This window comes from Butyricicoccus porcorum (assembly GCF_002157465.1).
In the GTDB taxonomy this organism is placed as follows: Bacteria; Bacillota; Clostridia; order Oscillospirales; family Butyricicoccaceae; genus Butyricicoccus_A; species Butyricicoccus_A porcorum.
The window spans coordinates 38,095-60,747 of record NZ_NHOC01000011.1 but is presented as its reverse complement, the minus strand read 5'-3'; the positions used below and the strand labels follow the sequence as shown (position 1 = coordinate 60,747).

The 22,653-nt window shown below is 45.9% G+C and carries 25 protein-coding genes; 11 read left to right on the top strand and 14 right to left on the bottom strand.

The genetic code is table 11. From position 1 onward, the window contains the following. Together CBW42_RS12130 and CBW42_RS12125 are read left to right on the top strand one after the other, a co-directional pair. A partial coding sequence (locus CBW42_RS12130; RefSeq protein WP_087021940.1) for a transposase occupies positions 1 to 259 on the top strand: 259 nt, incomplete at its 5' end. Positions 260 to 321: 62 nt separating this feature from the next. Continuing rightward, the gene (locus CBW42_RS12125; protein ID WP_087018656.1) at positions 322 to 780 is read left to right on the top strand and encodes an IS3 family transposase; all 459 of its coding nucleotides are present in this window, start codon (positions 322 to 324) and stop codon (positions 778 to 780) included. Here the strand turns inward: CBW42_RS12125 and CBW42_RS12120 are convergent. Then, positions 773 to 1,996: an IS256 family transposase gene (locus CBW42_RS12120; RefSeq protein WP_087018140.1), complete on the bottom strand. Its 1,224-nt coding sequence runs from the start codon at positions 1,994 to 1,996 to the stop codon at positions 773 to 775. The two genes, CBW42_RS12125 and CBW42_RS12120, sit on opposite strands and share 8 nt — an antisense overlap. 75 nt (positions 1,997 to 2,071) lie before the next feature. Between CBW42_RS12120 and CBW42_RS12115 the strand changes: the two genes are divergently transcribed. Continuing rightward, entirely contained in the window at positions 2,072 to 2,767 is a 696-nt protein-coding gene (locus CBW42_RS12115; RefSeq protein WP_278308597.1) for an IS3 family transposase, read from the top strand. Between the two features lie 207 nt (positions 2,768 to 2,974). Here the strand turns inward: CBW42_RS12115 and CBW42_RS12110 are convergent, their stop codons facing one another. From CBW42_RS12110 to CBW42_RS12100, 3 genes are all read right to left on the bottom strand, one after another. Further along, a complete protein-coding gene (locus tag CBW42_RS12110; protein ID WP_407922972.1) occupies positions 2,975 to 3,289 on the bottom strand; it encodes an IS3 family transposase in 315 nt (104 codons plus the stop codon). Positions 3,290 to 3,423: 134 nt separating this feature from the next. Next, a complete protein-coding gene (locus CBW42_RS12105) occupies positions 3,424 to 3,762 on the bottom strand; it encodes a transposase (RefSeq protein ID WP_087021933.1) in 339 nt (112 codons plus the stop codon). A 216-nt stretch (positions 3,763 to 3,978) separates the two neighbouring features. Further along, entirely contained in the window at positions 3,979 to 9,258 is a 5,280-nt protein-coding gene (locus tag CBW42_RS12100) for a lectin-like protein (RefSeq protein WP_087021930.1), read from the bottom strand. 855 nt (positions 9,259 to 10,113) lie between these two features. Here CBW42_RS12100 and CBW42_RS12095 point away from each other — a divergent pair. Further along, a complete protein-coding gene (locus CBW42_RS12095) occupies positions 10,114 to 11,043 on the top strand; it encodes a hypothetical protein (RefSeq protein ID WP_087021927.1) in 930 nt (309 codons plus the stop codon). A gap of 51 nt (positions 11,044 to 11,094) precedes the next feature. Continuing rightward, positions 11,095 to 11,295, top strand: a complete 201-nt coding sequence (locus CBW42_RS12090) for a helix-turn-helix domain-containing protein (protein WP_087021924.1) — start codon at positions 11,095 to 11,097, stop codon at positions 11,293 to 11,295. A gap of 587 nt (positions 11,296 to 11,882) precedes the next feature. Here the strand turns inward: CBW42_RS12090 and CBW42_RS12085 are convergent. After that, a complete protein-coding gene (locus tag CBW42_RS12085) occupies positions 11,883 to 12,104 on the bottom strand; it encodes a hypothetical protein (RefSeq protein ID WP_087021921.1) in 222 nt (73 codons plus the stop codon). 67 nt (positions 12,105 to 12,171) lie between these two features. After that, the gene (locus CBW42_RS14500; protein ID WP_133058309.1) at positions 12,172 to 12,576 is read right to left on the bottom strand and encodes a hypothetical protein; all 405 of its coding nucleotides are present in this window, start codon (positions 12,574 to 12,576) and stop codon (positions 12,172 to 12,174) included. A 121-nt stretch (positions 12,577 to 12,697) separates the two neighbouring features. On the opposite strand from CBW42_RS14500, the gene CBW42_RS12080 reads away from it, so the two are divergent. Further along, complete coding sequence (locus CBW42_RS12080) at positions 12,698 to 12,991, top strand: helix-turn-helix domain-containing protein (protein ID WP_087021918.1); 294 nt, start codon at positions 12,698 to 12,700, stop codon at positions 12,989 to 12,991. 49 nt (positions 12,992 to 13,040) lie between these two features. On the opposite strand, the gene CBW42_RS12075 is transcribed toward CBW42_RS12080, so the two are convergent. Genes CBW42_RS12075 through CBW42_RS12065 form a run of 4 tightly spaced genes read right to left on the bottom strand, consistent with a single transcriptional unit; the run spans position 13,041 to position 15,605 of the window. Further along, positions 13,041 to 13,685 (bottom strand): hypothetical protein, encoded by a 645-nt coding sequence (locus tag CBW42_RS12075; RefSeq protein ID WP_087021915.1) that lies wholly within the window; start codon positions 13,683 to 13,685, stop codon positions 13,041 to 13,043. Next, on the bottom strand, positions 13,685 to 13,882 hold the full coding sequence (locus CBW42_RS14495) for a hypothetical protein (protein WP_133058308.1): 198 nt from the start codon (positions 13,880 to 13,882) through the stop codon (positions 13,685 to 13,687). Before CBW42_RS14495 ends, CBW42_RS12075 begins: the two co-directional genes overlap by 1 nt. A gap of 42 nt (positions 13,883 to 13,924) precedes the next feature. Beyond that, positions 13,925 to 14,329: a hypothetical protein gene (locus CBW42_RS12070; RefSeq protein ID WP_087021913.1), complete on the bottom strand. Its 405-nt coding sequence runs from the start codon at positions 14,327 to 14,329 to the stop codon at positions 13,925 to 13,927. A 4-nt stretch (positions 14,330 to 14,333) separates the two neighbouring features. Beyond that, complete coding sequence (locus tag CBW42_RS12065) at positions 14,334 to 15,605, bottom strand: coiled-coil domain-containing protein (protein ID WP_087021910.1); 1,272 nt, start codon at positions 15,603 to 15,605, stop codon at positions 14,334 to 14,336. Positions 15,606 to 15,686: 81 nt separating this feature from the next. Here CBW42_RS12065 and CBW42_RS12060 point away from each other — a divergent pair, with 81 nt between their 5' ends. Both CBW42_RS12060 and CBW42_RS12055 read left to right on the top strand, forming a co-directional pair. After that, on the top strand, positions 15,687 to 15,983 hold the full coding sequence (locus tag CBW42_RS12060) for a transposase (protein WP_087017840.1): 297 nt from the start codon (positions 15,687 to 15,689) through the stop codon (positions 15,981 to 15,983). 62 nt (positions 15,984 to 16,045) lie between these two features. Beyond that, positions 16,046 to 16,504, top strand: coding sequence for an IS3 family transposase (locus tag CBW42_RS12055; RefSeq protein WP_087018656.1), 459 nt, complete (start codon positions 16,046 to 16,048; stop codon positions 16,502 to 16,504). Here the strand turns inward: CBW42_RS12055 and CBW42_RS12050 are convergent. Further along, the gene (locus tag CBW42_RS12050; RefSeq protein WP_087018140.1) at positions 16,497 to 17,720 is read right to left on the bottom strand and encodes an IS256 family transposase; all 1,224 of its coding nucleotides are present in this window, start codon (positions 17,718 to 17,720) and stop codon (positions 16,497 to 16,499) included. The two genes, CBW42_RS12055 and CBW42_RS12050, sit on opposite strands and share 8 nt — an antisense overlap. A gap of 247 nt (positions 17,721 to 17,967) precedes the next feature. Between CBW42_RS12050 and CBW42_RS12045 the strand changes: the two genes are divergently transcribed. Next, on the top strand, positions 17,968 to 18,333 hold the full coding sequence (locus CBW42_RS12045; protein WP_165761175.1) for a helix-turn-helix domain-containing protein: 366 nt from the start codon (positions 17,968 to 17,970) through the stop codon (positions 18,331 to 18,333). A 173-nt stretch (positions 18,334 to 18,506) separates the two neighbouring features. Here the strand turns inward: CBW42_RS12045 and CBW42_RS12040 are convergent, their stop codons facing one another. Beyond that, the gene (locus tag CBW42_RS12040) at positions 18,507 to 18,746 is read right to left on the bottom strand and encodes a helix-turn-helix domain-containing protein (RefSeq protein WP_242969876.1); all 240 of its coding nucleotides are present in this window, start codon (positions 18,744 to 18,746) and stop codon (positions 18,507 to 18,509) included. Positions 18,747 to 18,921: 175 nt separating this feature from the next. Here CBW42_RS12040 and CBW42_RS12035 point away from each other — a divergent pair, with 175 nt between their 5' ends. Both CBW42_RS12035 and CBW42_RS12030 read left to right on the top strand, forming a co-directional pair. After that, complete coding sequence (locus tag CBW42_RS12035) at positions 18,922 to 19,452, top strand: DUF5067 domain-containing protein (RefSeq protein WP_165761174.1); 531 nt, start codon at positions 18,922 to 18,924, stop codon at positions 19,450 to 19,452. Between the two features lie 130 nt (positions 19,453 to 19,582). Beyond that, a complete protein-coding gene (locus tag CBW42_RS12030) occupies positions 19,583 to 20,776 on the top strand; it encodes a site-specific integrase (RefSeq protein WP_087021901.1) in 1,194 nt (397 codons plus the stop codon). A 105-nt stretch (positions 20,777 to 20,881) separates the two neighbouring features. Here the strand turns inward: CBW42_RS12030 and CBW42_RS12025 are convergent, their stop codons facing one another. Both CBW42_RS12025 and CBW42_RS12020 read right to left on the bottom strand, forming a co-directional pair. Next, positions 20,882 to 21,883, bottom strand: coding sequence for a GGGtGRT protein (locus tag CBW42_RS12025; protein WP_087021899.1), 1,002 nt, complete (start codon positions 21,881 to 21,883; stop codon positions 20,882 to 20,884). Between the two features lie 16 nt (positions 21,884 to 21,899). Continuing rightward, the gene (locus CBW42_RS12020) at positions 21,900 to 22,592 is read right to left on the bottom strand and encodes an iron-sulfur cluster assembly scaffold protein (protein ID WP_087021896.1); all 693 of its coding nucleotides are present in this window, start codon (positions 22,590 to 22,592) and stop codon (positions 21,900 to 21,902) included. Positions 22,593 to 22,653 lie beyond the last annotated feature (61 nt).

Below are 22,653 nucleotides of genomic sequence, written 5' to 3'. Positions count from 1 at the left end.
ATTGAAGCTCTCAGATGAAATCGGAGCAAAGAAGGCGGCTGACCAGCTTGGAATCCCCTACAATACAGTCACAACCTGGCGAGGTAAGCGAAAGAAATACGGAGATCAGGCATTTGTAGGAAGTGGTCATAAACAACTGCCGGCAAGCGAGCAGGAACGAAGAATGCTTGAGCTGGAGAAGGAAGTCAAAGAGCTCCAACGAGCTAACGATATACTTCAGGAGGCTCTTGGTTTTTTCGCAGCGCGCCGAAAGAAGTAAAAGCACATGAGCGATACCGCTTTATCCACTCTATACAGACAGATTCAGATAAGGAGTGGAGTGTGGAACTATTATGCAGAATTCTTCATGTAAGCGAATCTGGATATTATCGATATCTGAAGAATCTCAGTAAGCCGTCTAAGGACGCGCTTCTTTCGGCGGCAATAGACAGGATTATGAATGAATCCGATTATAATGACAATTACGGCGTGGAACGAATGCAGCTTGCCTTGGAGCAGAACGGATTCCACACAGGAAAACGTAGAATCAGGCGAATTATGCACGAAAAAGGTCTGATTCACGGCAGACCCAGACGTCCGCATGGTTTAACACGGGTACTCCGTAGAATTTTGTGTAAGCGATATTCGACAAATGTCAAGAATGGTGCAGTTTTCTGCGCATGTGCTGGCCTGAATTCCCTTGGCTACCGTTCTCCCGTGCAGGCTCTGCAATATGCGCGCCCGCAGGGCGTGAATGCTGCCAGAGCCTGCCGGGAAGCCTACAGCCTGGGAATCAGGTAACGCTGCGGTCGGCGAACATGATCTCCAACTGGCTCAGAATCAGATCCCAGTTCTGGCACCGGGCATGCCAGTGCTTCACAATCCGCTGTGAGGCCAGATAAAGCATCCGGCGCAAGGAATCGTCGTTGGTGAACGACGGCTTGTTCTTCGTCATTTGCCGGAACTGGCGGTTCAGCCCCTCAATAATGTTCGTCGTGTATATGATCTTCCGAATCTCCATGGGATATTCGAAGAAGGTGCTGAGCACGTCCCAATTCTCTTCCCAACTCTTGACGCAGGAAGGATATTGGCTGCACCATTTTTCTGCAAAGTTTTTCAGTTGTTGTATGGCCTCGTCTTCTGTCACTGCCGTGTAGATTTTCTTCAGATCGGCAACGACTTGACGGATGTCTTTGTAGCTAACATATTTGGTAGAACTGCGAATCTGGTGCACGATGCAGCGCTGCAGCCTTGCCTTGGGATAGACCGCCTCAATCGCCTGGGGCATTCCACAGAGACCATCGGTGCAGAACAGATAAACATCCAAAACTCCTCTGCTTTTCAGGTCATTCAACACATTTAGCCAAAATTTGCTGCTCTCGTGCTCTCCAATCCAGACACCTAAGATATCCTTCTGACCGTCCATCGTGATACCCAGCACTACATAGGCAGCCTTGGTCACATATCGGTGATCCTCCTTGACCTTGTAGTGGATAGCATCCATAAAGATAAATGGGTAGACCGGTTCCAGCGGGCGATTTTGCCAGGCTGTAACTTCTGGCATAATTTTCTCACTGATCTTTGTGACCAACTCAGGAGAAATGTCCACGTCATACAGGCTCTTGATCTGCTCTGCAATATCCCGCTGGCTCATCCCGCAGGCGTATAGGGCCAGAATCTTGTCCTCCATCCCCTCCGCATTCCGACTATACTTGCCAATAATCTTTGGCTCAAAGCTGCCGTTGCGGTCACGCGGGACCCTGATGTCAATCTCGCCTAACTGGGTTTTTACTTTCTTCCGGGAATAGCCGTTGCGGTAATTCCTGGGTTGATCTCCTGCTGTAGGGGCAGAACGCTGGCATCTTTCATGACCGAGTTCCTCCTCCATCTCCACTTCCATCACCTGCTGAATGACGTCTCGGAACATCTCTTTCATAGCTTGCATGATGTCGGCTGTGCTGGTAAAGTGTTGGCTTTTCACGTATTCCCGTAATAAATCCTGTGGTACTCTCTGCATGATTATTGTCTCCTTTTCCGTTTAGGTGGTTGCTTCCATTCTTGACGGATTGGAGTTCAATCATACTGCCGAAGCTTGTCGTTTACACGAAATTTTCAGGGGTCTCGATTCCACACAGGAAAACGTAGAATCAGGCGAATTATGCACGAAAAAGGTCTGATTCACGGCAGACCCAGACGTCCGCATGGTTTAACACGCGCTGCCACCGAAATTCAAGAGGAGGAAAATCTGATCAAGCAGGATTTTCGGGCTGATACCCCGTATCAAAAACTGCTGACAGATATCACGCAGATCGGCTGCCTGGACGGAAAACTCTATATTTCCCCGATTATGGATTGCTTTAACGGTGAGATTCTTTCTCTTCAGATGGATGACAATATGCGAAAAGAACTTTGTATCAATACACTCAAGGCAGTTGCCTGCCGGTATCCGGTTCGAGGCGCGACACTTCATAGCGATCGCGGAAGCCAGTATACCAGCGAGGCGTTCAAGAAAAAACTTTCTGAATATGGTATGCTGCAGAGCTTAAGCGGTGTGGCACACTGCTACGATAACGCCCGAATGGAGAGCTTCTTCGCAACTTTGAAGAAGGAACTGCTCTATAGAATTCCTACTTACCGAATGCCAATGGCGGAGGTTAAATCTATTATCTTTCGATATGTGTTTATCTACTATAATCGGAAGCGAGTATATACGTCGAATCCCTTAGGGCTTCCACCCGCTGTTTATAAGACACATTACCACAATATGTATCATTCATCTGCTGCTTAAAATTTGTGAGTTTTTAGACTGCACTTTTCTTGACAATTCCAATATTTGCGGCGATTTTGTGCAGAGATTATTTTTCTGTCATCTAAATTCAAAAAAAATTGTCTTTTAATCCCAATAACAGAACTTTAAATGAACATTCCTTTGTCAGAATCATTATTCCAGTCAAATAAACGAATATATGTACCTGATCTGTCACATTGTATCGTTCTATAGCTTTCCATCTTTTCCTTTGACTTCAGTAATATCCGTAACGCACTTCGTTAGTGGTTTGTCTGCGTCAAAATTGCGTCTTAGCAGATCATCGGATTTACGAGTTTCCTTATCTGCTCTGGTAATGCCATTGGGCTTGCGCCTTGGTGTGTGGCTGATACCCAGTTCCTCCATGATCCGGTATACCGTCCGTTCACTTGGAATTTGCACGCCCTGTGGCTGTTTCAGACGTAAAGCCTGATACATGCGGATTCGACCGTAAGTATCGTTGCATTCGTCTTCTGCAAGGATCTCCAGCATGGCATCAGCCAAATCCTGATACTTCCATGGGCGAGTCTGGGCCTTCAGATATTTTTAGAACCCCTGCCTGCTGACATGGAGCAACTTACAGTAGAATGCGATTTTCCCCGTGTTCTGGCCATCGTTGGTTTTCAAGGCAATGAATTTCATTCTTTCGTTCTTGCAGACCTCCGACGGCTCGCGGCGAAAAAAGCGCTGGCTTCCTCCAGAAATTCATTTTCTTCTCTGAGCCGTTTGATTTCCTTGTTCTGCTCTTTAACCTGTTTGCGAAGCAGCTGAATTTCTTCACTCAGAGTCATGGCTCTTTGCGGTGTCTGTGTGCCGGCTCCCAGGCTCAAGTTGCCCAGACGGTACTGACGCATCCATGTATGCAGGGTGTTCGCTGGAATACCAAGTTCTTTGGCTGCCTTCGTTGTACCAATTTCCAACGCCAGTTTAACTGCTTGTACTTTATATTCCATATCATAGGTTCTGTTTTGTGGCATCGTTGTTGTCTCCTTTTTCTCTTGATTATATTTTTAATCCTTGAGAATCAGTTGTCAACTAAAATTATACAACATCATTCCCTTTTTCAACAGCATTACAGTATTCAAAAGGCTGTGATGCATAAAAAATCCGGCGGACTGAAAAACAGTCCGCCAGATCTCTTTTTTACCTATTCTTTCGGATTCAGGCAAATGAAAAGATGATAATCTATCCTTTTACGAAACTATCAGTGTTGCCGCGTTCGATGTAAGTGTATTACCGTCTCCATCTGTAATCACGACGCGGTACTTCTGACCATCGCGCTTTGCCGTAATCGGCACACATACCGTGTCGGTCTGGTTGCCGGTCTGCGACGACTTCTGCCAGGAATTGGAGCCCGCATTCTGGTACTGCCACTGATAGCTCAGATTTTCGCCTTCGGCTTCTACTGTGAATGTTGCAGTGTCGCCGACCGCACCGGTATAATCAGCTGGCTGCGTTTTAATCGTGATCGCAGCTTCCTCCACATGCAGTGTTGCTGCGTTCGATGTAAGTGTATTACCGTCTCCATCTGTAATCACGACGCGGTACTTCTGACCGTCACGCTTTGCCGTAATCGGCACACATACCGTGTCGGTCTGGTTGCCGGTCTGCGACGACTTCTGCCAGGAATTGGAGCCCGCATTCTGGTACTGCCACTGATAGCTCAGATTTTCGCCTTCGGCTTCTACTGTGAATGTTGCAGTGTCGCCGACCGCACCGGTATAATCAGCCGGCTGCGTTTTAATCGTGATCGCAGCTTCCTCCACATGCAGTGTTGCTGCGTTCGATGTAAGTGTATTACCGTCTCCATCTGTAATCACGACGCGGTACTTCTGACCGTCACGCTTTGCCGTAATCGGCACACATACCGTGTCGGTCTGGTTGCCGGTCTGCGACGACTTCTGCCAGGAATTGGAGCCCGCATTCTGGTACTGCCACTGATAGCTCAGATTTTCGCCTTCGGCTTCTACTGTGAATGTTGCAGTGTCGCCGACCGCACCGGTATAATCAGCCGGCTGCGTTTTAATCGTGATCGCAGCTTCCTCCACATGCAGTGTTGCTGCGTTCGATGTAAGTGTATTACCGTCTCCATCTGTAATCACGACGCGGTACTTCTGACCGTCACGCTTTGCCGTAATCGGCACACATACCGTGTCGGTCTGGTTGCCGGTCTGCGACGACTTCTGCCAGGAATTGGAGCCCGCATTCTGGTACTGCCACTGATAGCTCAGATTTTCGCCTTCGGCTTCTACTGTGAATGTTGCAGTGTCGCCGACCGCACCGGTATAATCAGCYGGCTGCGTTTTAATCGTGATCGCAGCTTCCTCCACATGCAGTGTTGCTGCGTTCGATGTAAGTGTATTACCGTCTCCATCTGTAATCACGACGCGGTACTTCTGACCGTCACGCTTTGCCGTAATCGGCACACATACCGTGTCGGTCTGGTTGCCGGTCTGCGACGACTTCTGCCAGGAATTGGAGCCCGCATTCTGGTACTGCCACTGATAGCTCAGATTTTCGCCTTCGGCTTCTACTGTGAATGTTGCAGTGTCGCCGACCGCACCGGTATAATCAGCCGGCTGGGATGTAATCGTAATAGGATCCGGCTGAACATGCAGCGTTGCTTCCTCCGAAGTAACTGTATTTCCGTCACCATCCGTCAGTATAACGCGATACTTCTGTCCATCGCGCTTTGCTGCGATCGGTACGCTCAGTGTACAGGTATCATTTCCTGTCATAGTGGAATTTTTCCATTCTCCTGTCGTGTTTACCTGCCACTGACAGGTAAAGTTCTTGCCTGTCGCATCAACCGTAAAGCTGGCCGTTTCGCCAACTATGCCGCTGTAATCTTCCGGCTGAGTGATGATACTGAGCTCCGGCACATCCACCGTCTGCTGTAAATCGCCAAATACAGTACGTGCATCATTGTTGTCTGAGCGGCTCTCCTGCGTATCCGTTGTTGCCTGTACGCAAATTTCATACATCATGCTGTCATTCAACAGCGACCAGTATTGTTCTGGCAGATAATACGCAAATTCACAGCTTTCTCCCGCCTCCAGAGCAGTCGAAAGTGTGAGGGTATCCAGCTCTGTCTCTTCTGCATTCGGGTCAAAGATGTTCAATGCAATATTTTCAACCGTTTCATACCCGCGATTGACCAGATTGCCCTTCAGTACCGGAACGCCTTCCTGCATCGTTGCTTCCAGATTCTCTACTGCAAGATCTCCATAGCCCAGCTCGGCGCTCGCAGAGTTATTATCCTCTACAGCCTCCGCATGCTCATCGCTGATTCTGACAGCAATTATCTGGCGGTTCAGGTCTTCCGGCAGCGTATACGATGTGCTAACCTCTGCGCTTTCACCGGATGGAATAGACACATCAACCTGATTGGTCTGCAAAACATTTCCATCTGCATCCAGAATTTCCGCAGTCAGACTGCTGACTGCTTCATTGCTGTTGTTGTGAACCGTCAGAGTCAGCGGAAGTTCCTGTCCGGGAACAACATTTTCCGTATCATAGTAGAGATCCTCCTCCACTGACAGATCAAAATACTCTGTCTGTCCGGTAACGCGAAGCGATGCATCCCCATACCGGTCTTCGTCACTGTCTGTCAGCTCCACCAGATTGTTTGCCAGCTCCAGACTGCCTGTAGATTCCATCACAGCGCTATAGCTGCGGATATAAGTATGATAATCCGAAATCTGTACCAGCGGCGACCAGATGTCCTGTGTTGCATTGTAATCGCTGCGATAAATTTCACCGCACTCCCCATCACTGACAATCGTCGTCAGGCAGGTCTGCGTGCCGTTGGTTGTCAGATCGAAATTGCTCAGATCGGTCAGATTGGTCTGTGTGGAACTGATACCATCGTAAACATACAATACAGAATCCTTTAAGTAATACAGCTTGCCGCCAAACCACATGGATTTGGTAACAGGTGCATTCTCCTCAATCGTCTTTGTCTGTCCGTTGTCGACATACAGAGACACCGCTCCGGTATCATCGCTCAACTGATAGGTGACAGAAACAGTTCCATCGGTTACCGAAAGATCGACATCCGAAATAATATCCGTTGTGGAAACAATCTGTTCGATTGTCTGCCAGGTGCCCTCCGAGCAGGAGCGAACGTACAATACATTGGTCCCTTCCGTATACAGCAGATCATTTGCCGAATTTTCCAGCCATGCAACTGCTGTCGTCGAGCCATCCGTTGCAACGGTGTATTCGGCCTTTGCCAGTCCGTTGTCCTGTTCGGAAATGCAGACCGGTGTGGTGAAGCTGCCGTCCCTCAGCTCAGAATACCACAGATCAAGGCAGGCACTCACGGCATCCAAATCGCCGGATGTTCCCAGCGTCTGGCTTGCCCGCTGCCATACGAGGAATACAGTATTCCCATTGACACACAATTGCGGAACGCCGTTATATGCATTGTTTTCCAGTGCCGGTTCAATATCTCCCCATGCGCCTGCTTCCACATCATATACACAATAATACAAAGTCGTCCGGTCATCGTCCGCCTTTTCGCTGTTTTCTCCCAGCCACATCAGCACACGGTTGCCGTTCTCCAGCATAACCATTTGCGGACTGCTGTGCCCAAAGGTATTTTCGATCCAAAGTTCATCGATGCCGGACTCCCGTTCTTGCCTGATTGCGCTCTGAGCTGCCCGCGTGCGCGGCTCCGGTACCAACTCGTCCTCTCGCACTGTAATATCCTGCAGCGTGTTCCGCGCTTTGGATTTTTCATTTGACGAATATATCTGAACCGGGTCGCCCAAATCCATTGTGCCGGTCTTTTTAAAGATACCCAGTACCTCTGTCTTCCAGTAAAGCGACCCCTTCAGGTTTACCTCTACGCTGTTTTTAGAGGAATTTGTCGATACCTGAATCGGTGCTTCCATTGTTCCCTGGAAGCCGCCTTCGACATATGTCTTGGCCTTCTTCTCTCCGACACCAATGCCAATGTTTGCAGTGAATGCCGGTGTAATTTTCATCAAAGCTGCAACGGTTTTTGCATCCAGATTCGGCGTCAGGGCAATGCTGCCGTCGGCTCCAACCTTTGCACCAAATGTAATATAAACCGGTGGGTGTACGTGGCAGTCTACGCTTCCGTTTGCAGAAACTGCTAGCGTTGCACCGCATTCCAGCAACTCCGGCTCGCCGCTTGCATAACTGAATTCCGCATACAGGGCAAGCTGTCCATCTACACCGATAACCATTGTGGACTTTGTCTTTTTGAGATTTTTACGCAGGGTTTGATATTTGTTCCACAGCCGGGTTGTATCTACCTTCTTTCCGGTAACATCCTGATACATAGATTTTACCTGGTCATATGATTTCTTCCACTGGTCTGTATTACCGGTTTTCTTTCCATCCGGTTCAATGCTGGCATTTTCCGCCTGCTTCATGCCTGCCATAATCTTGATGGTCTTGTCTGTTCCATCCACCAGAGTCTGAAAATTTGCTTCACCAAAGCCCAGTTCAACCGAACCGGACAATTCAAACAGATTAAATTCTTTTTTTCCAAGTTGGATGACAGGGCCTTTGATGTCTCCCAGAGAAAGTTTAATGTCATCCGGTATAATACAGTCTTCACTAATGCCAGCCTGCTCCATCGCTGTATTTGCCTGTGCATGAATATCAACTGATGGCTTGTCCACGACATTCAATGTAATGGTTTTTGTCACATCGTCACTGCATTTAACGGTCAGTTTGGTGGAGCCAATTTCCTTGCCAGTAACCCGGACTGTGAAAAATGCAATCTTGCTGTCCGGCAGCTTGGTAATACCGTTTACCCTGCTGGCAGATGCGATTGTGGTGTTTTCAACCGAAACCTCTGCTTTTTGAGCCAGTTTATTCGCACTGCCGTCTTTCATACATACGCCAATGGTTAAATCATTTGTTTCTCCAACAACAATGCTCTGGTCTCCCACATTGATCCCTTCTGCAAAGTCCCATTCGCACAGAAATGTTTTGGAATCGTTTTGTGTACCTTCTCCAAAATTGCCATCATTCCATGTTCCATCTGTAAATTTATAATAGAACATGGCATAGTTTTCGTCTCCCGAATTGTTCGGTTCCCCGCTCGCCCAATTTCTATAGGCACTTTTCTCGCCGTTGATCCATGTCCAGGTTCCTTCATGCCCCTCATCTGTCAAACCGAAATAAGCATTTTCATATCCCTGGTCTCTGATATACTTATATACCGTGTCATTTTCATCCTGTGAGGTGATTGCAGCCATATAACCGCCCTTAGATTCACAGAAAGCAACCGCGTCTTCCCATGAAGAACTATTGCTGTATACATAATACGCATGTCCATTATAGACAAGCGCATCCGCCGGAACTGATACATCAGATGATAGCTGATGTTTTTGTTCCGCATTTTCGTCCGTTTGCTCTACCGCAAATGCTGGTACTATTCCTGTCACAGCAAATACGACTGTCATAGCAAACGCCAGCAGTCTTTTTTTCATACTTTTCCTCCTTATTTTGTGAAACTATATATAAAAAAATCCGACACACTGCGGAAACAGTGCGTCGGATGAATTGTTTCTTTCCCCCTGCTTGTCTCCATATTTTATTATACATAAAATATCACAAAGTTGGAAGGTATTACACCCAAAAAATAATCCGGTCTTTTCTCCGGTAAGCATCAAAGCGAATGATATATTATATAATATATCAGCATCTGAAAAAATAAACCATAGTGTAGGAAACTTGGATTATGTTGATACTACAAACCAGTTAAGGGCAAATGCTTTTTGCATTTGCCCCTTTGTTTTATCAAATCCTCTCCCCGTCCACGTCCACACGTCCACATTTTTCAATTGCGTGGACGCGGGCAGAAAAACAGGCACCCGAGAAAATCTCAGGTGCCTGAAAAGTTTTCTATTCCAGTAAATTCAGCAAGAATTACTTGTTCATAGCAGCAGCTACGTCAACTGCAACAGCAACGGAAGCGCCAACCATTGGATGTTGCCCATAAGAAACAATTTTTCCAGAGGGCTTTCTTAATATTTAAAGGATTTTTAAATCTTAATTTTCATTTAAAAAAATATGAACCGTTTTGGTTCATATTGCCAATAGATTTCCTTTTCATATTCCTGTATGATTTATTTGCAAGGTAGTTCTACAGCCGGAACAAGTCGTTCAGATGCACTGAAAAACCGTTCAAAAGTAGTGAAAACACCGTTCAATTCATCGAACGAACCGTTTTTAACGCTGAAAAGTAGCAGTAAAAAAATACTTTAGAGCCTGTATACACTAAGATTTTGCAGGATTTCTCATGGTTTGCAGGTCAACGAAAGCAGGGAGGGGAAGTTGATCCTATGAAAACATGTAAAAATTTCATACCGTTCATACCGTTGCCAGTCATCATATACTATGGGGCTGTTCAAGCCGGAACAATTCAGATGTATGTGGACTGTATAGCGGCTCTTGTGATTTTGTTCTTATTATGCAATCCATTTGGGTTATTGGACGTATTAGCCGGAAAGCTGCGGCTGTGCCTGTCACTTGTGATATTACTTGCAGTAGCTGCTGTGCAGCTTCCAACAATCACTACATACGCAAGAATTTGGCTGTTGGCTGCTGCCATCTTTATCATACTGATATGCCGTGTTAAATCCGGTATATGGAAAATGGAAGAAGCGGTCAAACAGTCCCCAGAAGTTGATAAGGTGCTTGAACATCTTCAATATTCCGGTGAATTTGAAGCACGGGGCGCATGGTCAAACTATGGTGCAGCAGAAACGAGAGCCTTACTACATCAGATTATCGGTATAGAATGCCCTGAAAATCTGATATCATCGGCTTATATGCCTGTTTACTGTCTGGCTTATCTGCATGGTTGTCTGAAAGCTGAAGGACTTCAGAACAAACTTGAAGAGCTGGAAGATGCACAAGATAAACTTGAAGACATGTCGGAACGACTGGAGGACTTACAGTCCGATGTTGCTGATCTGATTCAGGCTAATAATGAATTAACGGAACAATCCCAAAAATACTACAGAGAAGCCCGCGACAAGGAACGGCAATTAGCAGAATCAAGGGAATTATTAAAAGCCATGCGTCAGCAGCTGGAAACAGTCAAATCTTCTGCTCCCAAAACCCAGATTGACAGAGATAACGAGATTCTTGCTCTGGTTGAGGCGGGAATGAGCCTATCACAAGTCGGTGATAAATTTGGGCTTTCAAAATCTTCCGTGCACGCTGCCAAAGAACGGGCAAAGAAACGGCGCGAACAGAAAACAGCATAGACATTAAAAAAACGGCATGGTATACTAACCTGTAAAGGGGAGGTCAGATCCATGCCGTTTCGTTATAAAATTGATATCATTTCTGCGTTAAAAGCTGCGGGATACAGCAGCTATATTATCCAAACCCAAAACTTGATATCCCAAAGAAGTATGCAAAAAATGAGGGAAAATAAAATGGTTACGCTGGACACCCTTGATAAGATTTGCACTTTGCTGCATTGCCACATAGAGGATTTAATTGAGCATTTTTAAAATATTAACTTCATTATGTTTTCATAGATAAATAAACCGCCGGATTGCCCAGCGGTTTATTTTTTGCACAAATTTTGATAAATCTTGACCTTATATGCCGATTTTGGTATAATAATTGTAGGAACTTTGTTCCGGGAAAGGCATACCATAACGGTAGGCGGCATGTCCTCCAAACGGAGGGCAACTTCTTTGCCCTCCGATTTTTAGGAAAGGAGGGCTTGCCCTATGAGCGATTACGAAATGCTTATGGTTGTACTTACAATCATTTCCATTGTTGTTATGTTGTTGATAGAGTTGATAAACAAAAAGAAGTAACCGCCCGCCAAAGTAGTTACTTCTTTTTGTAAAGAAAGATAAAATATTTTGGACATACCGTCTATCGGTATGTCTTTCCTTTTCTATTGTTATCTTATCACAAAAACAGAAAAAAGTCAAAAGGAAATAACCGCCCAGCGTGACAAACTTAGGCGGTCATTTCTTTATGTAGCCTGAGGGAGAACGCACCGTATATCGGTGTGTCTTTTCTATGTATATAGAATACATAAATGCAGGATAATATCAAGGATTTTCTATAAACTATACCTCTATTAATTATCCCATTGGCTATATGTCTGCGAACTATTTTTTTCTTTCCAATCAAGGAATCCCTTTGCTGCTTGATATTCTTCTTTTGTCATACTTTCGCCACTGTAGTATTTTGAAACACCACTTTTAACCGTATCGGCATACTTATCATTACTTCCACATCCAGATAGACCGACTACCAGAAAAGATGATAGCAATATACATGCACAGATTTTCTTAGCCATAATAATACCTCCAACTATATATCAATTTTGAGAACGTAGAGAATTTTAAGCAATCATATATCCAACATCAGGTAATAATGTCAACTCTTTGTATATCAAGTTTTGTTCGCAACCTCGCAAATACAGGTCTAGGACGAACTACAAATATATTACTTGAAGTTGGACTGACAGTTGCTGTACACTCACCATCGCCAACCGATAAAGTCGAGTGATAAAGTATTCTGATCTGTCCAGCTTTGTGAATACAAAACTCTGCAACTTGACCAGTCGTTCCACGCCAAGATGCACCGCAACCGCTTATAGTAACTTTTTGGCTTATAACTTTCGGAGTTGGCTCTAATTTAATGCGAACAGTTCCATTAGTACCTTCAGAATTAGATGAAATATTTGCGATTGGAAAACCGCAATGTGGGCATACAGCAGCTCTATCAGATACCTGATTCCCACATTCACAGCACTTAATTAAAGACATTTAACATCACCTCCATTGATAGAATAGCATATTCACCAGAAAAAATCTACTATTTCATGAATATTTTCTACCATATTGTAAATTTTATATATTACCATCAATGTAGAATGAGGTATATATTATGGTAGAATTTGGCAAAAAGCTTAAGCGATTACGCAAACAAAAGCACTTAACGCAACGACAACTTGCAGATCTGATAGGCGTACAGCATACAATCATTTCTTTTTACGAATTGGGCGATAGGGTTCCTTCCCCGGAAGTGATTGTTAAACTTGCGTCTGTTCTTCATGTAAGCTCCGATTACCTGCTTGGTCTGGAAAAGAAAGAAACTGTCGATATCTCCGGCCTTGCTCCAAATGACTGTGGTTTGGTTAGAGCCTTAGTTGATTCTCTGAGAGAAAAGAATATAGATTGAACCGATCCGCGCCATGATAAGCGCGGATTTTATTTTTAAAACTAATATTTTATTGAAAGCATTCATCATACAAAGCATCTAAATCATTATGTTTGAGTAAATATTCCCCTTCATTTTTGAATGGGACAAGTATCTTATAGGAATTAGATTTGCTCTTTATGTTAGAATTACCAGCCCATTGAAATTTCCATGACGTTGTTTTCTGCTCTTCGGATTGGATTTTTTGAACATATTCAAACATTATCAGCTCCGGCATGTACTTTTCACACATCTGCGTGCTGCCAATGCCTACCCAATTACTAAAAGATACCAGTGAAAGCGGGAATATGCCGTCCTGATCTGCTATTGCCTTAGCAGTGCAAAGCAATCCCAAGGCTGCTTTGCGAACTTTTTTACCATCAAATCGGGCTTTGATTGCTTCTATATCATCTTTTGATACTCTGATAATATCTTTATCCCGGATTGAACGCCCATCATGCCGTGCTTTATAGATAATCTGGTTAACATTGTATTCGTCCGCAATCCAGATTTTCTGCTGCCCTGCCCATGTGAAAATCAATTTCCGTGTCTCCGCTTCGTCATTCCCTTGCGATAAGTAATACTTTGCAAGCGTATAAATGTGGGAATACATACATTTTTTATTGATTCCTACACCATTTAAAAGGTTTTCCGCTAAAGCTACTTCATTTATCATCAATCATTTTCCTTTCCAATATAATCTATGTGGTATTTTAAAACTGCCATGTCTGCAATGACTTCCAGTAAAATCCTATCAAGGCGTTCATATTCCGCCTTGAGAGCGTCCATATCGAGTTTTTCGCAGTTGTTGGTCAAACTATATTCCTCCACATCAAAATCAAATACAGGCGTTCTCATGCCACCTAAAACCATGTACCCCCGATGCAGAAATAAAAAACTGCATCGGGGTTTTTATCATCCAAAGTGACTTTTCATAGTTTCTTTTAATTTTTGTCCAATAGCACTTTCAGAGCGTCTCCAAAATCCACCATTGCCCTTGATGCCATAGGTATGAGCTTCTGCTGCTGGCAACAGTGCGGACATTGCACGCAAATCCCGTCCGGTTGAATAGGTATGGTTTTGGTCAAGATAAGCTTCAAAACCTGCCAAATTCCCCAAACTGGAAACTGTAGTGGTTCTTGGTGTTCTGCTTAAAGCATATGTTCGACGATACTTGGCAGGCGGCACGCTACTCTTATAAAAGTTTCCTGTTTCCCTTTTCATGATTTTCAGAGATTCCTTGTTGACTTCCTGCATAGCATTTTTTAATTCACTTTGAAGCATTTCCTTCAATTGCTGCATATTGGTTGCTGTCGGCATAAAATCAACTCCTGTAATATTTTTTATATGCCAAAGAAGATCCTCTGTTTAGCAGGTTGACAGACATAGACTGAATAAACTCGGGGAACTCCCTATCTTCCTGCATACACAGGCGAATATCCTTATAGTCATTAACTTTATCGACATGAAACTGCGGCGCATACGTCATGTTAACATCAAAGTTAAATGCGGGCTGTATATTTCTTAACGGAACAGCACTCTGAATATCAATTAATTTTGATAAAGCTGGCATATTATCGGCATATTCCTGAAACCACTGTGTTTGTTGCGGAGTCAAAACAGATTCGCCTTTCTTCAAGGTATTGACTGTAATGATATTGTCCCCATTTCTAATTGCTGCCTTTTTGATGTCTGCGACATATCCACCGTCAGCAAAACCAAACACCTTTGAACGGACTCCGCTAACTTCTTGCACGGTAGATACATTTCCGTTTGAATCTATTACAGGGTCATTGTTACTACTCATAGAGATTGCATCTACAATAAATGCAAGGTGGTCTGCAATTCCGTCAAGTACATCCTCTATATTTCCAAAGCGGATAACTTCTGACAGACTATCAGATATTGCATAACCATAATCTGCTGCTGCATCCTTAATGGCTGCACTGATTGCTTGCGGATCTTCAACCGCCGAAAGAATATTGTTCAAAGTTGCGTCAACATCATCTAATCCAGCATACAAAGCCGTTTCATATTCATTTATAAGGTCATCCAATAACTTTTTCTGCTGGGAAAGCAAATAGTCCGCCTGTGTTTCCTGTAAATCTTCCTGCGCATCTTGAAGCTCGACCTGTAATTTTTGAATCTTAGCTTTTGATTCTTCCGATACATCCCCGCTATAGGCTGCAATCTGTTTTTGGATTGATGCAATAGTTTCTGTACCCTTCTGGATTTTCTTCTGATAATCATATAAATCTTTTGCAGCATCCAAAGAATCCTTATAAGCGTCAACAATGTCCTGTAATGATTCAATCTGTGCGTCATATGCCTCTTCTATCAGGTCTTTAATTGCATCTTTTTCATCTGCTGCGGACTTGATAACGTCCTGTTGTGCGGCTACCAACTCAGCTTTGCGGTCAATCAGATTCTGGTTTCCCGGGTCATCTGCAAGCTGCCTGTCAATTTCCCGGATTGCTTCAGCATATCGCTGGGCTTGCTCGGTATAAATTTTTACTTGGTCATTGTATAATGCCAGTGTTGCCAGCCCGTTATTTGTCAGATTTCCAGAATCATCTATTAAATCTGTTCTGCTCAATAATGGAGTGGTATCATTTAAGTAGAGTCGGAAAACTCACCAAACTATGATAGAATAAGAACAAAGGAACGGTGAGAAATCATGGCAAGAAGCTACGATAAAGATTTTAAAGAAGAAGCATTGAAGCTCTCAGATGAAATCGGAGCAAAGAAGGCGGCTGACCAGCTTGGAATCCCCTACAATACAGTCACAACCTGGCGAGGTAAGCGAAAGAAATACGGAGATCAGGCATTTGTAGGAAGTGGTCATAAACAACTGCCGGCAAGCGAGCAGGAACGAAGAATGCTTGAGCTGGAGAAGGAAGTCAAAGAGCTCCAACGAGCTAACGATATACTTCAGGAGGCTCTTGGTTTTTTCGCAGCGCGCCGAAAGAAGTAAAAGCACATGAGCGATACCGCTTTATCCACTCTATACAGACAGATTCAGATAAGGAGTGGAGTGTGGAACTATTATGCAGAATTCTTCATGTAAGCGAATCTGGATATTATCGATATCTGAAGAATCTCAGTAAGCCGTCTAAGGACGCGCTTCTTTCGGCGGCAATAGACAGGATTATGAATGAATCCGATTATAATGACAATTACGGCGTGGAACGAATGCAGCTTGCCTTGGAGCAGAACGGATTCCACACAGGAAAACGTAGAATCAGGCGAATTATGCACGAAAAAGGTCTGATTCACGGCAGACCCAGACGTCCGCATGGTTTAACACGGGTACTCCGTAGAATTTTGTGTAAGCGATATTCGACAAATGTCAAGAATGGTGCAGTTTTCTGCGCATGTGCTGGCCTGAATTCCCTTGGCTACCGTTCTCCCGTGCAGGCTCTGCAATATGCGCGCCCGCAGGGCGTGAATGCTGCCAGAGCCTGCCGGGAAGCCTACAGCCTGGGAATCAGGTAACGCTGCGGTCGGCGAACATGATCTCCAACTGGCTCAGAATCAGATCCCAGTTCTGGCACCGGGCATGCCAGTGCTTCACAATCCGCTGTGAGGCCAGATAAAGCATCCGGCGCAAGGAATCGTCGTTGGTGAACGACGGCTTGTTCTTCGTCATTTGCCGGAACTGGCGGTTCAGCCCCTCAATAATGTTCGTCGTGTATATGATCTTCCGAATCTCCATGGGATATTCGAAGAAGGTGCTGAGCACGTCCCAATTCTCTTCCCAACTCTTGACGCAGGAAGGATATTGGCTGCACCATTTTTCTGCAAAGTTTTTCAGTTGTTGTATGGCCTCGTCTTCTGTCACTGCCGTGTAGATTTTCTTCAGATCGGCAACGACTTGACGGATGTCTTTGTAGCTAACATATTTGGTAGAACTGCGAATCTGGTGCACGATGCAGCGCTGCAGCCTTGCCTTGGGATAGACCGCCTCAATCGCCTGGGGCATTCCACAGAGACCATCGGTGCAGAACAGATAAACATCCAAAACTCCTCTGCTTTTCAGGTCATTCAACACATTTAGCCAAAATTTGCTGCTCTCGTGCTCTCCAATCCAGACACCTAAGATATCCTTCTGACCGTCCATCGTGATACCCAGCACTACATAGGCAGCCTTGGTCACATATCGGTGATCCTCCTTGACCTTGTAGTGGATAGCATCCATAAAGATAAATGGGTAGACCGGTTCCAGCGGGCGATTTTGCCAGGCTGTAACTTCTGGCATAATTTTCTCACTGATCTTTGTGACCAACTCAGGAGAAATGTCCACGTCATACAGGCTCTTGATCTGCTCTGCAATATCCCGCTGGCTCATCCCGCAGGCGTATAGGGCCAGAATCTTGTCCTCCATCCCCTCCGCATTCCGACTATACTTGCCAATAATCTTTGGCTCAAAGCTGCCGTTGCGGTCACGCGGGACCCTGATGTCAATCTCGCCTAACTGGGTTTTTACTTTCTTCCGGGAATAGCCGTTGCGGTAATTCCTGGGTTGATCTCCTGCTGTAGGGGCAGAACGCTGGCATCTTTCATGACCGAGTTCCTCCTCCATCTCCACTTCCATCACCTGCTGAATGACGTCTCGGAACATCTCTTTCATAGCTTGCATGATGTCGGCTGTGCTGGTAAAGTGTTGGCTTTTCACGTATTCCCGTAATAAATCCTGTGGTACTCTCTGCATGATTAATGCAGTACGCCCTGAATATCTCTGTACGTAACGTTCATTCTCGGCATCTCATTCTCGATGTTTCTCACGCTGTCGTCACCTCGCTTTTACCGTATACGGTTTGTTGTGCTTATATATTACTACCGCCAAAGGTAAAAGTCAATAGATTTTTTGTAATTTTTTTACCGAATCCGGTAATTTTTTTCTTGAATACATAAGACGTATGATATATAATAGTATTAAGAAAGGAGGTGGGCGTAAGATGTGGCTGGACAAGCTAAAGTCCCTTAAAAGGCAGAGCGGCAAAACGATAGATCAGATTTCGGCAGAATCAGGAATATCGAAAGGGACGGTAAACAAAATTTTTGCCGGGCAGACAAAAGACCCGCAATACACCACACTAAAAGCTATCGTAAATTGTCTTGGTTTTACGGTTGACGATTTGGACGAAAATGACCCGCCCAGTCAAGATGTGCCTGACTTGGGCGGGTCTGTGGAAATGGAAACGTTTGTAAACATTTTGAAATTGTGCGGAATAAAAATACCCGAAAATTCGGACATATCAGATGGCGATTATCGGTTTTTATCCGCTATGATGTCCGCAGTGCGCGATTGGTTTAACAAGTAACACATTAGCGCAAGCGTCTGTTTTGGATTTGGTGTTGCATTTAATTGTTGTAACAGCCGTTCAAGATTTTTCCTATGCGCCGGAGCTTCTTGCTCCGGCATTTTTCTTTCTTCTTCCATTATGTATCACTTCCAATCAATGATTTACGGAACATTTATTATTTCATCCTTCATCTATATTTTAGCAGTTTTTACTTTAATTTCCACGTTTTTATCAAAATGTCCGGGATCACGGACATTATTGTACGGGCTATCGAACAGTTGCCACATCTGACAGTCCAGCGCAGCGGCTATGCGTTCCAGCTGTGCCAGTGTAGGTGATAGTTTTGCGTTTTCTATATCGTTTAGTGTGGTTTTGGATATTCCGCACTTTTTCGATAGTTTGCGCAGCGAATATCCCCTGCAATTCCGCATTTCCCAAATTTTTATGACTATCATGCAAATATTATGCGCTGCGACCAGCAGCATGTCATTGCCAAAATTATGGAAAATTATAAAATTTATGTTAATTTCAATTGAAAAATTTGGTGTAAATATGTATAATTTAGACAGCCATAGTGCAAAAAAAGCAAAACGGAGGGAACTAAAAATGAAACGAAAATTGGCAATGATTATGGCATCTGCAATGCTGGTGGCTATGCTGACCGCTTGCGGCGGGTCTGGAAGCACGGACACAAACACCAGCGCTGCACAGGACGCCGGAAGTGCGCAGGCTGCACAGCAGGAAACGCCGAAGGAAGACGCCGCTGCTTCGGCATCCGAAGGCAATCTGGGTGACTACCATGTAAAAATTCTGGATGCAGAAACCGGGTTGACGGACTACGAAGGAAACCCGGTAATCGGTGTAAAATATGAATACACCAATAACGGGAAGGAAAACATGATGTTTGACGCTGCCGTTAATGCACAGGCGTTTCAGGACGGCGTACAGCTGGAGCTTGCGTTTATGGATGAATTTTCTGACGAATACGAAAACGCGTCCAAGGAAATCAAGACCGGGGCAACACTTACCTGCGAACTGTATTATGTATTGACAAGTGAATCCGAAGTTGAAGTTGAAGTCACGGAACTGATTTCACTTGGCAACGACAAGCTGGAAAAAACATTTACGGTTAACTGATAAATGAAAACCCCGCCCTGGCGTTGCGGCACCAGGACGGGGCGGAGGTGAAAATTTCTTGTCGATGGAAATTTCACCCTTTTATTTTACTACACTTTTTGCGAAAAGTAAATAAAAGGAGATAAATATTATGGCAGATATTTTTACCCGAAAACGCGGCAAGACGTGGCAGTACCGGTTTTACGGGGCTAATATAAATGGGAAACGTCAGGAAATCAGTAAAGGCGGGTTCCGCACCAAAAAAGAGGCGGAAATTGCCGGAAACAAGGCGTTTGTGGAATACAATCAAGCTGGGCGGCACTTTGTACCGTCTGAAATTTCGGTAGCCGACTATTTTGACGAATGGATTGCGCTGCGATCCGTCGAATTGAAGAAAACCACCATAGAAGGGTATAAAAAGCGGATCAGGAACTATATCCTGCCCGTGATCGGCAAATACAAATTGAAAGCGGTGACGGCATCCACCTTGCAAAAACTGCTGAATGATATGTTTACGCAGGGATTCAGTCGGAACACGCTGACTAACATAAAGGGCATCCTTACCAGCGCGTTTGGATATGCCGTGGAGCCCATGCACTATATACAAATATCCCCAATGTCCGGGGTTCGGCTGCCTTCCACCCGCGCAACCCCACCGGTTCCGCAGCGCAAGAAAGTCCGGCGCGCGATTACCGAAACGGAGTGGGACAGGCTGATCGGTCGCTTCCCCGCCGGATCATCGTGCTATCTGCCGCTGATGCTGGGATATCATTGCGGGTTGCGACTGGGGGAAGTGTTCGGTTTGACGTGGGATGATATTGATTTTGATACCCGCACGCTGACAGTCAACCGGCAGGTGCAGGAGATCAATGGACACTGGACGCTGGTACTGCCGAAATACGAATCTGTCCGCACGATTACATTGGACAGCCAAATGTTGAATGCCCTGCGGGACGCGCAGAATCGTCAGCAACAGGCGCAATTAGACTATGACGATTATTATACCTACCTGTATTTAGATTCGTCAGGTGCGATCTCCGGGGCGCAGAACGGCACGCCCGTATATCTGGTAAATGTGCGCGAAAACGGCGAATACATTCAGCCACGCGTAACACAGCACTTGTGCAAAGTCGCGCACCGCGAACTGGGAATGCCGGAATTTGATTTCCACACGTTGCGGCATACGCATACAACGATGTTAATTGAAGCCGGCGTTTCGCCGCTGGTCGTGCAGGAACGGCTGGGACACAAAAATATACAAACCACGCTGGGAATTTATGCTGAGGTAACGGACACCATGCGTGACATTGCCGGAAGCTTGATAGATCAAATTTACAACAAATAAAAAGACCGCACCCATTGACCGCAGATAAAAATTTTGCGGTCACGGTGCGGTCAAATTATTTATGCCAGAAATGAAGCTACCGAAAAAGTTTCAAAAGAAAGCGGATTACTTGTTCATAGCAGCAGCTACGTCAACTGCAACAGCAACGGAAGCGCCAACCATCGGGTTGTTGCCCATGCCCAGGAAGCCCATCATTTCGACGTGTGCCGGAACGGAGGACGAACCTGCGAACTGTGCATCGGAGTGCATGCGGCCCATGGTATCGGTCATGCCGTAAGAAGCCGGGCCAGCTGCCATGTTGTCCGGATGCAGGGTACGGCCCGTGCCGCCGCCGGAAGCAACAGAGAAGTACTTCTTGCCCTGCTCAATGCATTCCTTCTTGTATGTGCCTGCAACCGGATGCTGGAAGCGGGTCGGGTTGGTGGAGTTACCAGTGATGGAAACGTCAACACCCTCATGATGCATGATAGCAACGCCTTCACGGACATCGTCAGCGCCGAAACAGCGAACCTTGGAGCGCTCGCCGTCAGAGTATGCGATCTCGCGAACAATTGCCAGCTCGCCGGTGTAGTAATCGAACTTGGTCTGTACGTAAGTAAAGCCGTTGATGCGGGAGATGATCTGAGCCGCATCCTTGCCCAGGCCGTTCAGGATAACACGCAGCGGCTCCTTGCGAGCCTTGTTTGCGGAACGTGCCAGACCGATTGCGCCTTCTGCAGCAGCGAAGGACTCATGGCCTGCGAGGAATGCAAAGCACTTGGTCTCCTCACGCAGCAGCATAGCAGCCAGATTGCCGTGGCCAAGACCAACCTTGCGGTCGTCTGCAACGGAACCCGGGATGCAGAATGCCTGAAGGCCGATGCCCAGCGCTTCCGCAGCTTCCGCAGCAGTCTTAACGCCCTTCTTGATTGCGATTGCAGCGCCTACGGTGTATGCCCAGCAAGCGTTCTCAAATGCGATCGGCTGTACAGAGCGAACGGTAGCTGCCGGATCAATGCCCTTTTCCTTGCAGATTTCGGCACACTCTTCTACGCTGGAGATGCCGTACTCAGCGAGGACGCCATTGATTTTATCAATTCTTCTTTCGTAACTTTCAAATAAAGCCATGATCTACTGTCCTCCCTTACTCTGCACGCGGATCGATGAACTTGACACCCTCAGCGAAGCGGCCATAGGTGCTGGTGTTCTTCTTCATTGCTTCTGCCGGCTCAGTACCCTTGCGGATTGCTTCCATCATCTTTCCAAGATGGACGAACTCATAGCCGATTACGAGATTGTCCTTATCCAGTGCAAGGCGGGTGACATAGCCCTCTGCCATTTCCAGATAACGGGTGCCCTTTGCCTTGGTGCCGTACATGGTACCAACCTGGCTTCTCAGGCCCTTGCCGAGATCTTCCAGGCCAGCGCCGATCGGCAGGCCGTTCTCGGAGAATGCGGTCTGGGTGCGGCCGTAAACGATCTGGAGGAACAGCTCACGCATTGCAACGTTGATTGCGTCACATACGAGGTCAGTGTTCAGTGCTTCCAGCAGCGTCTTACCCGGCAGGATCTCCGAAGCCATTGCTGCGGAATGGGTCATACCAGAGCAGCCGATGGTCTCAACGAGTGCCTCCTCGATGATGCCGTTCTTGACATTCAGGGTCAGCTTACATGCGCCCTGTTCCGGTGCACACCAGCCGACGCCATGGGTCAGGCCGCTGATATCCTTGATTTCCATTGCCTGAGTCCATTTTCCCTCCTGCGGGATCGGAGCCGGGCCATGGTATGCGCCCTTAGCTACCGGACACATGTTTTCCACTTCTACGGAATAAAGCATAGTTTTTTTCCTTTCCTGAAACAGATTCTCCCCTTCCACACACTGGAAGGAAAGGCTTCAT